A 15,379-nucleotide genomic window follows, 5' to 3' on the forward strand; every position below is an offset into this window, starting at 1 on the left:
TGGTGGAATTCCACGTTCTCTGTTGGAATCTCACAATAAATCATCGGAGATAGTTTCGTGTATGTAACTTTGTCGGCTCAGGTTTTGCTCCGGTGCTGGCCCCCACTTAGGGTACTTCCTTAGGTCCAGCCTCCCACGAGGAGGCAAGACCGTGCCCGCATTCTGCACAGGAGGAAAATTGAAAATCAGACGGTATGGCATCGGCGCGATCGCGCTGGTCGCCGCGAGCGCGCTCGCACTGTCGGGCTGCGCCAGCGGCAGCTCGAGCTCCACGCCCTCGGGAAACGCCACGGCGGTCATCACCGCCAACGGTTCTGAACCGCAGAACCCCCTCATCCCCACCAACACCAACGAGACCGGTGGCGGGAAGATCATCGACTCGATCTTCGCCGGACTCGAGTACTACGACGCGACCGGAGCGCCGCAGCTCGACGTCGCCGAGAGCATCGACACCACCGACTCGACCACCTTCACCATCAAGCTGAAGTCGGGTCTCACCTTCACCAACGGCGACCCCGTCGACGCGAACAGCTTCGTCGACGCCTGGCAGTACGGCGCCCTCCTGTCGAACAACCAGCTCAACAGCTACTTCTTCGAGGACATCGAGGGCTTCAGCTACGACGCCGACAGCCCCCTCACCGGCCTCAAGGTCGTCGACCCGACCACCTTCACCGTCACGCTGAAGGAAGCCCGTTCCGACTTCCCCCTGCGCCTGGGCTACTCGGCGTTCTACCCGCTGCCCAAGTCGGCCTTCGCCGACATGACGGCCTTCGGTCAGAACCCCGTCGGCAACGGCCCCTACAAGCTGGCCAGTGACACCGCCTGGAAGCACAACGAGAAGATCGACCTCGTCGTGAACGACCAGTACACCGGTGGCCGCAAGGCAGCCAACGGCGGTATCACCTTCGTCTTCTACGCCAGCCAGGACGCCGCATACGCCGACCTCCTCGGTGGCAACCTCGACGTTCTCGACGCCGTTCCGGACAGCGCCTTCGGCACCTACCAGAGCGACCTCGGCGACCGTGCCGTGAACCAGCCCTCGGCCGTGTTCCAGTCGTTCACCATCCCGGAGCGCCTCGCGCACTTCTCCGGCCAGGAAGGCGCGCTCCGCCGTGCCGCCCTCTCCGAGGCGATCAACCGCCCCGAGATCACGAAGGTCATCTTCCAGGACACCCGCACCCCGGCATCCGACTTCACCTCGCCGGTGATCGCGGGCTGGAGCGACTCCCTCACCGGAGCCGACGTGCTGAAGTTCAACGCCGACGACGCGAAGGCCAAGTGGGCTGCGGCCGACGCCATCTCGCCGTGGACCGGAACCTTCCAGATCGCGTACAACGCCGACGGCGGCCACCAGGGCTGGGTCGACGCGGTGGCGAACAGCATCAAGAACACCCTCGGCATCGACGCCTCCGGCGCTCCGTACCCGACGTTCAAGGAGCAGCGCACCGCGATCACCGACCGTACGATCCAGACCGCGTTCCGCACCGGATGGCAGGCCGACTACCCGGGCCTGTTCAACTTCCTCGGCCCGCTATACGCGACCAACGCGTCCTCGAACGACGGCGACTACTCGAACCCCGCGTTCGACGCGCTGCTGCAGGAGGGCTCGAGCACGCCTGACGTGGATGCTGCCAACCAGAAGTTCCAGCAGGCCCAGGAGATCCTCCTGAAGGACCTCCCGGCCATCCCGCTGTGGTACTCCAACGTCACCGGCGGCTACAGCGAGACCGTGTCGAACGTCCAGTTCGGCTGGAACTCGGTGCCGCTGTACTACGAAGTCACCAAGAGCTAGTTCTCGCTCGATCGGGGGCGGCGGCGCGAGCCGCCGCCCCCGTATCATGTCCCTAGTCACGGTGGCCCTCCGCCCTTAGCCCGATTGGTACGGTCTTCCTTTTGGCCGGATATATCTTCAGGCGCATCTTGCAGGCGATTCCTGTCCTGCTCGGTACGACCTTCCTCATCTACTTCATGGTCTTCGCGATGCCCGGAGACCCCCTCCTCGCCCTCTTCGGCGACAAGACGCCGAACCCGGCACTCCTCGAGAGCCTGCGGCAGCAGTACCACCTCGATCAGCCGTTCATCGTGCAGTACTTCCTGTACCTCGGCGGGATCTTCCACGGCGACTTCGGCACCTCGTTCTCGGGTGAGCCGGTCTCCGACATCCTGGCGCGCACCTTCCCGGTCACCATCCGCCTCGCCATCATGGCGCTCATCATCGAGTTCGTCGGCGGCGTGCTGATCGGCCTCGTCTCGGGTCTGCGGAAGGGGAAGCTCTTCGATGCATCGGCGCTCGTGGTCAGCCTCATCTTCATCTCGCTGCCGATCTTCGTGATCGCCTTCGTGGCGCAGTTCATCTTCGGCATCCAGCTCGGCTGGGCGCGCACGACGGTCTCGACCGGGGCGCCAATCCAAGACCTGATCCTCCCGGCCCTGGTGCTCGCGAGCATCACCTTCGCCCAGATCGTGCGCCTCACCCGTGCCTCGGTGATCGAGACCCAGTCGCTCGACTTCGTGCGCACGGCCTACGGCAAGGGCCTCAGCCGGCGCCGCATCATTCCGGTGCACATCCTGCGCAACTCGCTGATCCCGGTGGTCACCTATGCGGCCACCGACTTCGGCGTGCTGCTCGTGGGCGCCACCGTCACCGAGGGAATCTTCAACGTGCCCGGCGTCGGCCGCACGCTCTACCAGGCGATCATCCGCGGAGAGGGCCCCACAGTGGTCTCCTTCGTGACCGTCATGGTGCTCATCTACCTGGTGGTCAACCTCGTCGTCGACCTCCTGTACGGCCTTCTCGACCCGAGGATCCGCTATGTCAAATAACCCACCCACCCAGACGCACTACGTCGCGCCCCTCGAAGAGACGCCGCTCGTCGCGATCGACACGGTCAACGTGGGGGAGCGCCCCAGCAACCTCTGGATCGACGCTTGGCGCGACATGCGCCGCCGGCCGATGTTCTGGATCTCCTCGGCGATCATCCTGCTCGTCGTGCTCGTGGCCCTGTTCCCCAACCTGTTCACCTCGGTTCCGCCGAATGACAACTGCGTGCTCTCGAACAGCAACGGCGCCCCCACGGCCGAACACATCCTCGGCTTCACCAAGCAGGGCTGCGACGTGTTCTCGCGCATCATCCACGGAACGTCGACCTCGCTCACCGTCGGCATCATCGTGACGATCCTCACCACGGCGCTCGGCATCCTGTTCGGCATGTTCGCCGGCTACTACGGCGGCTGGATCGACTCCGTGCTCTCCCGCGCGGGCGACATCTTCTTCTCGATCCCCTACATCCTGGCCGCCGTGGTCATCATGTCGGTGTTCTCGGCCTACCGGAACGTGTTCGTCATCTCGCTCGCCATCGGCATCTTCGCGTGGCCGGCTACGGCGCGCGTGCTGAGGGCCGAGATCTTGAGGGTGAAGAACGCCGACTACGTCATGGCCTCTCAGGCGCTCGGCGTCTCGCGGTTCCGCATCCTGCTGCGTCACGTGCTGCCGAACTCGATCGCCCCGGTGATCGTGGTCACCACCATCTCGCTCGGAGCGGCCATCGTGGCCGAGGCGACCCTGTCGTTCCTCGGTGTCGGCCTGCCGAACTCCACCATGTCCTGGGGCAACGACATCAGCGCGGCGCAGACCGACCTCCGCACCGCGCCGCAGACGCTCATCTACCCGTCCATCGCGCTCTCGATCACCGTGCTGAGCTTCATCATGCTCGGCGAAGTCGTCAGAGACGCTCTCGACCCGAAGGCGAGGGCTCAGCGATGAGCGACTCCAGCACCAGCATCCAGCCCCTGCTCGAGATCAAGAACCTCGAGGTCGGCTTCCAGACCACCGAGGGCATCGTGCCCGCCGTGCGCGGTGTCGACCTCACCCTGATGCCCGGGCAGACGCTCGCCATCGTGGGGGAGTCGGGCTCGGGCAAGTCCACGACGGCCCACGCCATCATCAACCTGCTCCCCGGCCCCGGCCGCATCACGGGCGGCTCCATCATGTTCGACGGGCAGGAGCTCACCTCCTACTCCGAGAAGAAGATGGAGGAGATCCGTGGTCGCCAGATCGGCTTCGTGCCGCAAGACCCGATGTCGAACCTCAACCCCGTGTGGAGCGTCGGATTCCAGGTGGAGGAGACCATCCGCGCCAACGGCATCGCCTCGGGCCGCAAGGCCGTCAAGGCCCACGCCATCCAGGTGCTGAAGGAGGCGGGTCTCGCGGATGCCGACAAGCGGCTGAAGCAGTTCCCGCACCAGTTCTCCGGCGGCATGCGCCAGCGCGTGCTGATCGGCATCGGCCTGTCGAGCCGGCCGAAGCTGCTCATCGCCGACGAGCCCACCTCGGCGCTCGACGTGACCGTGCAGCGGCGCATCCTCGACCACCTCGAGACGCTCACCCGCGACATCGGCACCGCCGTGCTCTTCATCACGCACGACCTCGGCCTCGCCGCCGAGCGCGCGGAGCAGCTCGTGGTGATGTACAAGGGCAAGATCGTCGAGGCCGGCCCCTCGAAGGAGATCCTGCAGAACCCGGTGCACCCCTACACGCAGCGTCTCGTGGCCGCGGCCCCGAGCCTGGCGTCGCGGCGTATCCAGTCGGCCACGCAGGCCTCGGCCAGCCACGCGCTGAGCGACCTCGAGTACGCCCCCACCAAGGTCACCGAGGGGCTCGACCTCATCGCGGCGGCCGAGGAGCGCATCGAGCAGCAGCCCAAGACCAAGCGCCCCGACGCCATCGTGGTGAAAGACCTCACGAAGGTCTACAAGATCCGCGGCCAGGGCCGCGGCGCCGCCGGCGAGCTGACGGCCTCCGACGCCGTGTCGTTCTCGGTGGAGAAGGGCACGACCACGGCCCTCGTGGGCGAGTCGGGCTCGGGCAAGTCGACGGTGGCGAAGATGATCCTGCGCCTTGAGGACCCCACGAGCGGTTCGATCATGATCGACGGCCAGGATGTCGCACCGCTGAAGGGCAAGGCGCTGCTCGACCTGCGCCGGCGCATGCAGCCGGTGTTCCAGGATCCGTACGGCTCGCTCGACCCGCTGCGCAACATCGGCAACACCATCGGCGAACCGCTCAACACGCACAAGGTCGGCGACCGGGTCTCTCGCAAGGCCCGTGTGCTCGAGCTGCTCGACCAGGTGGCGCTGCCGAAGACGCTCATCACGCGTTATCCCAACGAACTCTCAGGTGGACAGCGTCAGCGTGTGGCGATCGCCCGCGCGCTCGCGCTGAAGCCCGACATCGTCGTGCTCGACGAGGCGGTGTCGGCGCTCGACGTGCTGGTGCAGGCCCAGATCCTCAAGCTTCTGGCCGATCTGCAGGCCGAGCTCGAGCTCACCTACCTGTTCATCACGCACGACCTCGCGGTGGTGCGGGTGATCGCCGACAACGTCTGCGTGATGCAGCAGGGCAAGATCGTGGAGGCCGCAAGCACCGATGACGTCTTCGACAGCCCGAAGGAGCAATATACTAAGGAGTTGCTGAACGCCATCCCGGGAGCTGGAATCACCCTGGGCGTTTAGCGGATCGGGCCACGTCGCCCACACACTCCCCGCTATATAGGGCCCGCGGGTGGCAAGGCCACCGAGTTCGGGTTCACGAACCTGAGGACTTTCCCATGGCACAAGCCACCCGCGATGACCTGCGCAACGTCGCAATCGTCGCCCACGTCGACCACGGCAAGACCACCCTGGTCGACGCCATGCTCACGCAGACCAACTCCTTCGACGCGCACTTCGACGCCGACGACCGGATGATGGACTCGAACGACCTCGAGCGTGAGAAGGGCATCACGATCCTCGCCAAGAACACGGCGATCTCGTACAACGGTGTCCACGCGAACGGCAAGCCGATCACCATCAACGTGATCGACACCCCGGGTCACGCCGACTTCGGCGGCGAGGTCGAGCGCGGCCTGTCGATGGTCGACGGCGTGGTGCTGCTGGTCGACGCCTCCGAGGGCCCGCTGCCGCAGACCCGCTTCGTGCTCCGCAAGGCGCTCGAGGCCAAGCTCCCCGTCATCCTGCTGGTCAACAAGACCGACCGGCCGGACGCGCGCATCGACGAGGTCGTGGGCGAGTCGCAGGACCTGCTGCTCGGCCTCGCCTCCGACATGGCCGACGACGTCCCCGACCTCGACCTCGACGCCATCCTCGACGTGCCGGTGGTCTACGCCTCCGGCCGTAACGGCGCCGCGAGCCTGAACAAGCCCGAGAACGGCACCCTGCCCGACAACGACGACCTCGAGCCGCTGTTCGGCGCCATCCTGGAGCACATCCCGGCGCCGACCTACGACGACGAGGCGCCCCTCCAGGCCCACGTCACGAACCTCGACTCCTCGCCGTTCCTCGGCCGTCTCGCCCTGCTCCGTGTCTTCAACGGCACGATCAAGAAGGGCCAGCAGGTCGCGTGGGTCAAGCACGACGGCACCGTCACCAACCAGCGCATCAGCGAGCTGCTGAAGACCGTGGCCCTCACCCGCTTCCCGACCGAGTCGGCCGGCCCCGGCGACATCGTGGCGATCGCCGGCATCGAGGACATCACGATCGGTGAGACGATCGCCGACCCCGACGACGTGCGCCCGCTGCCCGCCATCACGGTCGACGACCCCGCCATCTCGATGACCATCGGCACCAACACCTCGCCGCTCGTCGGCAAGGTCAAGGGCCACAAGCTCACCGCCCGCATGGTGAAGGACCGCCTCGACCGCGAGCTGATCGGTAACGTCTCGCTCCGCGTCGTCGACATCGGAAACCCCGCCGCCTGGGAGGTGCAGGGCCGTGGAGAGCTAGCGCTCGCCATCCTGGTCGAGAACATGCGCCGCGAGGGCTACGAGCTCACCGTGGGCAAGCCCCAGGTGGTCACGAAGCAGGTCAACGGCAAGACGCACGAACCCTTCGAGCACCTCACGATCGACGCGCCCGAGGAGTACCTCGGCGCGATCACGCAGCTGCTCGCCGCCCGCAAGGGCCGGATGGACGGTATGTCCAACCACGGCACCGGCTGGGTGCGCATGGAGTTCATCGTGCCCTCGCGCGGCCTGATCGGCTTCCGCACCGAGTTCCTCACCATCACCCGCGGCACCGGCATCGCGAACGCGATCTCGCACGGCTACGACGAGTGGGCCGGTTCGATCGTCACCCGTAACAACGGATCGATCGTGGCCGACCGCTCCGGTGTCGTCACCCCGTTCGCCATCATCGCCCTCCAGGAGCGCATGACCTTCTTCGTGAACCCCACCGAAGAGGTCTACGAGGGCATGGTGATCGGCGAGAACTCGCGCGCCGACGACATGGACGTGAACATCACCAAGGAGAAGAAGCTGACCAACATGCGTCAGTCGACGGCCGACAACTTCGAGTCGATGACTCCGTCGCGCCAGCTCTCCCTCGAGGAGTCGCTCGAGTTCGCCCGCGAGGACGAGTGCGTCGAGGTCACCCCTGAGACGGTGCGCATCCGCAAGGTCGAGCTCGACCAGAACGCCCGCGCCCGCCGCACCGCGAACCTCAAGCGCGCGAACCAGTAGTCGCCCGCGTCACGCCGAACGGCCCGCCCTCCTCCGGAGGTGCGGGCCGTTCGTCGTTCACGAGGTGGTGAGTCCGGTCGGGGAGGTGGCCGTGCGCCCGGCGGAGGCCTCCGCCGTCCGCCCGCTCATCACGAGTGCGGCCGTGGCGATGCAGGTGGCCAGCAGGAAGACGGCGCCGAAGGCACCGATCGCCTCCGGCCCGCCGAGCACACCGAACAGGATGCCGGCGATGGCGAGTGACATGGCCGGGCCCGCCGCATCCGCGATGCTAAGCGCCGAGCTGTTGAAGCCCTGCTGTCCCGGCTTCGAGTAGCTCAGGGTGAGCACTGAGAGCTTGGGGTAGGCCAGTCCCATGCCGGCGCCGGAGAACGCCCAGCCGGCAATGGACACCCAGGCCGGCCAGCCGAAGAACGCGGTGGCGCAGACCAGCGCGGTGGCGCCCACGACGGTCGCCGTGCCCAGGCGCAGCGCCTGTGTGGCACTGAGCCCGGGCAGCCGCCCCTGCAGCCACGAGGTGAGGCCCCAGGCGATACCGGCGGCCGAGAGGGCGAGGCCGGCGGTGGAGGCGTCGAGGGCGAAACGGTTCGTGAGCAGGTAGGGCAGGTAGACCTCCGCAGCCGTGTAACCGCCGGCGACGAGCATCCGGATCAGGATGACGCTCGGCAGTCCGCGCGCGCCGAGCAGGGTGTGCCTCGGCAGCAGGGGACGCAGCGCCACCGCCGCCAGCACGAGCGAGCCGCCGGCCACCGCGAACACGAGCACGCCGTCGAGCTCCGAGGCGAGGCTGAGGGCCAGGATGGCGAACCCGAGAAGTACGGCCCAGACGATGCGCGAGACGCTCCACGGGGCGGCCGCGCGGTCTTCCGCGGTGCCGGGGGCGATCAGCCGCATCGCCGGCACCACCATCGCGAGAGCGGGCAGCACGAGCACGGCGACGCCGAGGAACACCCAGCGCCAGCCCACCGTGTCGCCGAGGAGCCCCGCGGTGTACGGGCCGATCAGGGCCGGGAGCACCCAAGCCGCGGCGAAGGCACCGAAGATGCGCGGTTGGAGGGACGCCGGGTAGACCCGGGCCACGATGACGTAGATGGCCACGGTCATCGCGCCGCCGCCGAGGCCGTGCACGAGCCGGCCGGCGACCATCGCGCCCATGCTCGTGGCGGTGCCGGCGATGAGGAGGCCGGTCGCGAACAGGGCGACGGAGGTGTAGAGCGGCCACACGGGCCCGTTGCGGTCGCTCGCGGTGCCGCTCACCACCATGCCGAGCACCGAGACGGCGAGCGGCCCCGCGAAGGCCACGGCGTAGAGGGCGGCCCCGTCGAGTTCGGCGCTGATCACCGGCATCACCGTGGTGACGGCGAGGTTCTCGAAAGCCGCGACGAAGACCAGCGCGAAGGAGCCGATGGTGATGAGCCGGTAGCGCGCGCCGAGGACGCCCCTCACGCGCCGAAGAGCGTCTCGCCCACGTAGCCCCCGGTCGAGGCTCCGGGCGGTACGGCGAAGACGCCCGAGCCGACGTGGCGGATGTACTCGTTCATCGCATCGTTCTTGGCCAGGTTCATCTGGATGGGGATGAACTGCGCGCGCGGGTCCCGCTGGTAGGCGATGAAGAACAGTCCGGCGTTCAGCCGCCCGAGCTCGTCGTTGCCGTCGACGAAGTTGTAGCCGCGGCGCAGGAGCTGGGCGCCGGAATTCTGTTCGGGATGCGCCACGCGCACGTGCGAGGCGGCGTCGATCAGCGGCTTGCCGCCGGCGCCGAGCGCGGCGAAGTCGGGGGCAGTGAACTCCGTGCCGCCCGAATAGGGAGCACCCTCGCCCTTGGTGCGGCCGATCACGCGCTCCTGCTCACGCAGCGAGGTGCGGTCCCAGGTCTCGATCGTCATGCGGATCTTGCGGGCCACGAGATAGGAACCACCCGCCATCCACGCTGCGCCGTCGTCGGCCGAGGCCCAGACCTGGCCGTTCACCACATCCGTCTCCTCCGACTTGATGTTGGCGGTGCCGTCCTTGAAGCCGAAGAGGTTGCGCGGGGTCGCCTGCGCCTGGGAGGTCGAGCTCGTGCGGCCGAAGCCGAGCTGCGACCAGCGGATCGAGGCGCGCCCGAAGGCGATGCGTGAGAGGTTGCGGATGGCGTGCACCGCGACCTGGGGGTCGTCGCTGCAGGCCTGGATGCACAGATCGCCGCCGCTCAGCGCATCCTGCAGCATGTCGGCCGGGAAGTGCGGCAGGTCGACGAGCGCGGCGGGGCGCTGCGCGGCGATGCCGAAGCGATCGGCGCCGGCGGCGTTCGTGAAGAGGCTGGGGCCGAAGCCGATGGTGATGGTGAGGCCGGATGCCGGCAGGCCGAGCGCTTCGCCGGTGTCGTCGGGCGGAGCGTCGTAAGGGCCGCCGGTGGCGCCGTAGGTGCCGGCCTGCTGGCCCTGGGTCATCAGCGCGGCGGCGGCGCTCCAGTCCTTCAGCAGGGTCACCAGCTCGTCGCGCGAGATGTCGGCCACGTCGTAGCTGGCGAAGTGCAGGCGGTCCTGCGCGGGGGTGACGATGCCCGACTGGTTCGCGGCGAAGAAGGGGTACACCGTGCCGCCCGCCTGCGCCGAAGCGGCGGGGGGAAGCACGAAGCGGTCGAGCGAGAAGCCGATGCCCGCCCCGACGACGCCCGCCCCGGCGAGGCCGAACAATCCCCTGCGGGAGATGCCGGACTTCGTCGGGGCGGGCGGGACATCCGGGGTCGCGGTCTCTGGCTGCTCCTCGGGTGTTTCCTGGGCAGACATGATCACAACTCTAGGATGCGGCGGCTGAGTGTCAGCTCACCAGGGCCGCGGTGAGGCGGCTGAGCGGCTCGCCCAGGGCGTTGACGCCGTCGGCCAGCTGCTTCACCTGCTCGGTGGTGAGGTCGTTGTAGTAGGTGAAGCCGTCGTTCAGGTTTCCGTAGCCGGAGAGCAGCGTCTGCAGCGAGGCGAACTGGGTGTCGAGGCTCTTCACGAGCTCGGGGTTCTTCGCGTCGACGATGTCGCGCACGCCTTCGTAGGCCACCTTGGCGCCCTCGAGGTTGGCCTGGAAGTCCCAGAGGTCGGTGTGCGACCAGATCTCCTCCTCGCCGGTGATCTTGCCCGAGGCCACTTCCTCCATGAGGCCGATGGCGCCGTTCGAGATGGCGTCGATGCCGACCGTGTAGTCGGAGGCGGTGACGGCGTCGTAGAGCTTCTGCGTGTCGGCCTTGAGCTTGTCGGCGTAGTAGCTGCGCTCGTCGGCCGTCAGCGGCACGTAGGCGGTGCCGCCGTTGTCGGCGGCCGCCGGCGGGAAGAGGTCCTTCTCGATGCGGTGCCAGCCGGTCCACTCATCGCCCGCGGCGACGTCGGCCTCGCGGAAGTCGATGGCGGGGTCGAGGTCGCCGAAGGACTCGGCGACGGGCTCGATGCGCTCGTAGTTCGCGCGGGCCGTGGGGTACAGCGTGCGCGCCGTGGCGTCGTCGCCCGCGAGGTAGGCGGCGAGGAAGGTGTCGGTGCCCGTCACGAGCTGGCCGACCTGGTCCTTCACGTAGGCCACGTAGTTGGTGGCAGCCTGGTCGACCTGCTGCTGCTGGTCGCCCGCGAGCTGCACCTTGTCGCCCGAGACGGTGAAGGAGGCGCGGCCGATGCCGTCGCCCACCATGCCGGGCTTGCAGACGGTGAAGTAGTTCCCGGGCTGGGCCTGCACCACGAGGTCGCGGCTGATGCCGGGGCCCACGTTCTCGACCTCGCCCACGATGCGCAGCCCGTCTTCGGCGAGCAGGTAGAACTCGGTCACCTGGGTGCCGGAGTTCGTGACGCTGAAGTTGAGGGTGCCGCTGGTGGCCGTGCTGGCGCTCACCGTGCACGCGTCGGCCGAGCTGTCGACGGTGATCGCGCCGGCGGTATCCGTCGACGAGGTGTTGTTGGGAACGCAGCCCGCGAGGGCGAGGGCGGTCAGTGCCGCGCCGGCGGCGACGAGGATCGGTCGGGTCTTCACAGGTGCTCCAAGCGGTGGACGGCGCCGGATTCGGCGGAGGCAGGGGTCGTGGGGGCAGGGGTCGTGGGGTGCGCGCGCGCGGCGGCGGCCGCGGCTGGGGCGGGGGCTACGGGCGCGGCAGGGGCGGCTGGGGCGGTGGTCGCGGTGAGCGGCGTCTTCTTCGGCCCGCGCCGCACGGCGCGGAGGAAGAGGATCATCGTGGGCACGAAGTAGGCCAGCCAGACCGCCAGCTCGAGCCAGGTGGTGGCGGGGGAGAAGTTCACGGTGCCCTTGAGGAGCGTGCCGTACCAGCTGTCGGGCGGCACGATGCCGCTCACGTCGAAGGCCAGGTTGTTGAGACCCGGCAGGATGCCCGCCTCCTGCAGGTCGTGCACGCCGTAGCTCAGCACGCCGGCGGCGACCAGGATGAGGAACCCGCCCGACCAGGCGAAGAACTTCGAGAGGTTGATGCGCACGAGGCCCCGGTAGATCAGGTATCCGAGCACGACGGCGGTCAGGATGCCGAGGGCGGCTCCCAGCAGCGGGAACGTGGTCTCGCCGGTGGCCTGCACCGCGGCCCAGATGAACAGGGCGGTCTCGATGCCCTCCCGGCCCACCGCGAGGAACGCCACGAGCACGAGGCCCCAGCCGGCGCCGATGAGGGCCTTGTCGATGTCGGAGTGCAGGGTGCCCTTGAGGTTCTGGCTGGTGCGGAGCATCCAGAACACCATCCAGGTCACGAAGCCCGTGGCGACGATCGAGAGCGAGCCTCCGATGGCCTCCTGGGCTTCGAAGCTCAGGCCGTAGGCGCCGAAGGTCAGCACGGCTCCGAGGGTGAGCGCCACGAGCACGGCGAGGCCGACGCCGATCCAGAGCCGGAACAGCACGTCGCGACGGCCGATCTTGCGCACGTAGGCCACGAGGATGCCCACGACGAGGGCGGCTTCGAGCCCTTCGCGCAGGCCGATCAGATAGTTGGCGAGCACGGGCACCTTTTCGACGGAGACAGGGAGGGGAAGGTCGCGGTCACTGTTGGTTTGCCTGGCCTTACTTGGGTAAGCCTAGCCTTAGGTGCCTCGGGGTGCCAAGCCGAATCCGTTCCCTGAACGGACTGCCAGATCTAGGCTGAGGCCATGACGGACGACGCGGTGGTGCACGCCCAGGCGGAAGCGGAGGCGGCGCTCGAGGCCGCCCGACAGGCGCAGGCCGCGGCCGAGGCCGCCGTGAAGCGGGCTCAGGATGCCGCGGCGGCGGCCGTGGCCGCCCAGGAGGTGGCGGCTGCCGCAGCCGTGCCCGCAGCCGCGCCCGTCGCGCCTGCCGCCGGGCCGCTCTCGGCCGCCGAGGTCGATGCCATCCGCTCCGGCTACGCCTTTGCCGGCCCCGCCCTCGAGATCGGCGCTCTCGTGAACGGGGAGCCCGTGCCCGATGCGCCCGTGCGCATCCCGCTCGCGATGACCAATCGCCACGGACTGGTGGCCGGCGCCACCGGCACGGGCAAGACCCGCACCCTGCAGGCGCTCGCGGAGCAGCTGGCCGCCAACGGCGTGCCCGTGTTCGCGGCCGACATGAAAGGCGACCTCTCCGGCGTCGCCACGCCGGGGGAGCCGAACGAGAAGCTCCTCGCCCGCACCGCCGCCATCGGGCAGGACTGGACGCCGAAGGCCAGCCAGGTGGAGTACTTCAGCCTCGGCGGCATCGGCAAGGGCGTGCCCATCCGTGCCACGCTCTCGGGCTTCGGTCCGTTGCTGCTCAGCAAGGTGCTGGGCCTCAACGCCACCCAGGAGTCGAGCCTCGGCCTGGTGTTCCACTACGCCGAGCAGGCCGGGCTGCCGCTGGTCGACCTCAGCGACCTCCGCGCCGTGCTCAGCTACCTGACGAGCGACGAGGGCAAGGTCGAGCTGAAGAACCTCGGCGGCCTCTCGAACCAGACCGTGGGTGTCATCCTGCGCGAGCTCATCGCCTTCGCCGCCCAGGGGGCCGAGGCCTTCTTCGGCGAGCCCGAGATCGACACCTCGCTCTTCCTCCGCACGGCTGCCGACGGCACCGGGGTGATCAACCTGCTCGAGCTGCCGCGGGTGGCCGACAAGCCGCAGCTGTTCTCCACCTTCCTGATGTGGCTGCTCGCCGACCTCTACAACGACCTGCCCGAGGTGGGAGACCTCGACAAGCCCAAGCTCGTGTTCTTCTTCGACGAGGCGCACCTGCTCTTCGCCGGCGCGTCGAAGGACTTCCAGCAGTCGATCACCCAGACCGTGCGGCTCATCCGCTCGAAGGGCGTCGGCATCTTCTTCGTCACGCAGACGCCGAAGGACATCCCGGGCGACGTGCTCGCGCAGCTCGGCTCGCGCGTGCAGCACGCCCTGCGCGCCTTCACGCCCGACGACGCCAAGGCTCTGCGGGCCACCGTCTCGACCTACCCGACCTCCGCCTACGACCTCGACCAGGTGCTGCAGAACCTCGGCACGGGCGAGGCCGTCGTCACCGTGATGAACGAGAAGGGCGCCCCCTCTCCGGTGGCGTGGACGCGGGTTCGGGCGCCGCAGGGTTCCATGGCGCCGACGCCGGATGCGCAGATCGACGCCGCGGTCGCCGCCTCGCCCCTGCTGGCCCGGTACGGCACACCGATCGACCGCGAATCGGCTCGCGAGATGCTCGCCGCCAAGATGAACGCGGCCGCGGCCGCCGCCGCGCAGGCCGAGGCCCAGGAGGAGTACGCCCGCCAGCAGGCCGAGTTCCAGAAGGCGGCCGAGAAGCAGGCGAAGGCGGATGCCGCGGCCGACGCGCGCCGCGCATCCGCCCCGCGCAGCCGCGCGACGAAGCCGCAGCCCGACCTGCTCACCGACGTGCTCGGCTCCAAGACCACGCAGACGATCCTGAAAGGTGTCATGGAAGGCATCTTCGGAACCCGCCGCCGGCGCTGAGCGGCGCACCCCACGACGTAGGCTGGCTTCGTGGAGAGCGAGCCGCGCCGGGACGGCGCCGATCAGAGCGAACCGCGGTACGGCATCCGCACGACCGGGGCCGGCGCCGCGGCGCCCGGCAGCGTCTACGCCGGAGCGATGGGCGTGACGGGGGAGACCGCTCCCGCCTTCACGGAGCCGGAGTACGAGCCAGAGCCGGCCGGCACCTCGCTCGGCACGCGCGTGCTCGGGCTCGCCGCCGCGTTCCTCGTGGGCGGGGTCTTCGGCATCCTCGGCACGATCGTGCACCAGATCAGCGTAAGCGTGTTCGGCCTCTTCGACCTGCCGGTGGGGCTGATCCTGGCGCTCGCCGCCGAAGGGATGCTGCTCGTGGGCCTCCGGATGGTCGCCCCCACGCGACTCGCCGCCGTGCTCGCCGCCGTCGCCCTTGTGGGCCTCGTGGCGCTCCTCGCGCTGCCGAGCCCCGGCGGCTCGGTGCTCATCCCCGACAGCGTGGCCGGTATGGTCTGGCTGGTCGGATCGACCCTGCTCGCCGTGGCCGTGCTGGCCTGGCCGCGCCTCGCCGGGGCGCACTCCGGCGGGAAGTCGCGCGCCGAGCACGTAGACTTGAACTCCCGGTAATCGAAGGGACCCGATCCACAGTGACCTATGTCATCGCCCTCCCGTGCGTCGACGTCAAAGACCGCGCGTGCATCGACGAATGCCCCGTCGACTGCATCTACGAAGGCGAACGCTCGCTCTACATCCACCCCGACGAGTGCGTCGACTGCGGCGCCTGCGAGCCGGTGTGCCCCGTCGAGGCCATCTACTACGAAGACGACCTGCCCGAAGAGTGGGCCGACTACTACAAGGCCAATGTCGAGTTCTTCGAGGAGATCGGCTCGCCCGGCGGAGCCGCGAAGATCGGCGTGATCAAGCACGACCACCCGGTGATCGCCGCGCTGCCGCCCCAGGGCGAGCACTAGAGCCCGGCGCGCCGCC

At 68.7% G+C, this 15,379-nt stretch carries 12 protein-coding genes; 8 read left to right on the plus strand and 4 right to left on the minus strand.

What is annotated here, in order from left to right; translation table 11 throughout:
* Positions 1–178: 178 nt before the first annotated feature.
* From VD659_RS13230 to typA, 5 genes are all read left to right on the plus strand, one after another.
* Positions 179–1,792, plus strand: coding sequence for a peptide ABC transporter substrate-binding protein (locus VD659_RS13230; protein ID WP_423261546.1), 1,614 nt, complete (start codon positions 179–181; stop codon positions 1,790–1,792).
* A 101-nt stretch (positions 1,793–1,893) separates the two neighbouring features.
* Positions 1,894–2,823: an ABC transporter permease gene (locus VD659_RS13235; RefSeq protein ID WP_423261547.1), complete on the plus strand. Its 930-nt coding sequence runs from the start codon at positions 1,894–1,896 to the stop codon at positions 2,821–2,823.
* The gene (locus tag VD659_RS13240; protein ID WP_423261548.1) at positions 2,813–3,763 is read left to right on the plus strand and encodes an ABC transporter permease; all 951 of its coding nucleotides are present in this window, start codon (positions 2,813–2,815) and stop codon (positions 3,761–3,763) included. Before VD659_RS13235 ends, VD659_RS13240 begins: the two co-directional genes overlap by 11 nt.
* A complete protein-coding gene (locus VD659_RS13245) occupies positions 3,760–5,511 on the plus strand; it encodes a dipeptide ABC transporter ATP-binding protein (protein ID WP_423261549.1) in 1,752 nt (583 codons plus the stop codon). Before VD659_RS13240 ends, VD659_RS13245 begins: the two co-directional genes overlap by 4 nt.
* 95 nt (positions 5,512–5,606) lie before the next feature.
* The gene (typA, locus tag VD659_RS13250; RefSeq protein ID WP_423261550.1) at positions 5,607–7,514 is read left to right on the plus strand and encodes a translational GTPase TypA; all 1,908 of its coding nucleotides are present in this window, start codon (positions 5,607–5,609) and stop codon (positions 7,512–7,514) included.
* A 57-nt stretch (positions 7,515–7,571) separates the two neighbouring features.
* Here typA and VD659_RS13255 read toward each other — a convergent pair whose 3' ends face one another.
* Genes VD659_RS13255 through efeU form a run of 4 tightly spaced genes read right to left on the minus strand, consistent with a single transcriptional unit; the run spans position 7,572 to position 12,463 of the window.
* A complete protein-coding gene (locus VD659_RS13255) occupies positions 7,572–8,957 on the minus strand; it encodes an MFS transporter (RefSeq protein WP_423261551.1) in 1,386 nt (461 codons plus the stop codon).
* Entirely contained in the window at positions 8,954–10,282 is a 1,329-nt protein-coding gene (gene efeB / locus VD659_RS13260; RefSeq protein ID WP_423261552.1) for an iron uptake transporter deferrochelatase/peroxidase subunit, read from the minus strand. Before efeB ends, VD659_RS13255 begins: the two co-directional genes overlap by 4 nt.
* Positions 10,283–10,313: 31 nt before the next feature.
* Positions 10,314–11,498: an iron uptake system protein EfeO gene (efeO, locus tag VD659_RS13265; RefSeq protein WP_423261553.1), complete on the minus strand. Its 1,185-nt coding sequence runs from the start codon at positions 11,496–11,498 to the stop codon at positions 10,314–10,316.
* Positions 11,495–12,463 (minus strand): iron uptake transporter permease EfeU, encoded by a 969-nt coding sequence (gene efeU / locus VD659_RS13270; RefSeq protein WP_423261554.1) that lies wholly within the window; start codon positions 12,461–12,463, stop codon positions 11,495–11,497. Before efeU ends, efeO begins: the two co-directional genes overlap by 4 nt.
* Positions 12,464–12,610: 147 nt before the next feature.
* Between efeU and VD659_RS13275 the strand changes: the two genes are divergently transcribed.
* The 3 genes from VD659_RS13275 to fdxA are packed head-to-tail and all read left to right on the plus strand — an operon-like array spanning position 12,611 to position 15,363.
* Positions 12,611–14,398, plus strand: coding sequence for a helicase HerA-like domain-containing protein (locus VD659_RS13275; RefSeq protein ID WP_423261555.1), 1,788 nt, complete (start codon positions 12,611–12,613; stop codon positions 14,396–14,398).
* Positions 14,399–14,428: 30 nt separating this feature from the next.
* Complete coding sequence (locus VD659_RS13280) at positions 14,429–15,019, plus strand: hypothetical protein (protein WP_423261556.1); 591 nt, start codon at positions 14,429–14,431, stop codon at positions 15,017–15,019.
* A 20-nt stretch (positions 15,020–15,039) separates the two neighbouring features.
* Positions 15,040–15,363, plus strand: coding sequence for a ferredoxin (fdxA, locus tag VD659_RS13285; protein ID WP_137836404.1), 324 nt, complete (start codon positions 15,040–15,042; stop codon positions 15,361–15,363).
* The last annotated feature ends 16 nt before the right edge of the window (positions 15,364–15,379 follow it).

Origin of the sequence: Herbiconiux sp. 11R-BC (assembly GCF_049472555.1) — a bacterium.
Taxonomy (GTDB): domain Bacteria; phylum Actinomycetota; class Actinomycetes; order Actinomycetales; family Microbacteriaceae; genus Herbiconiux.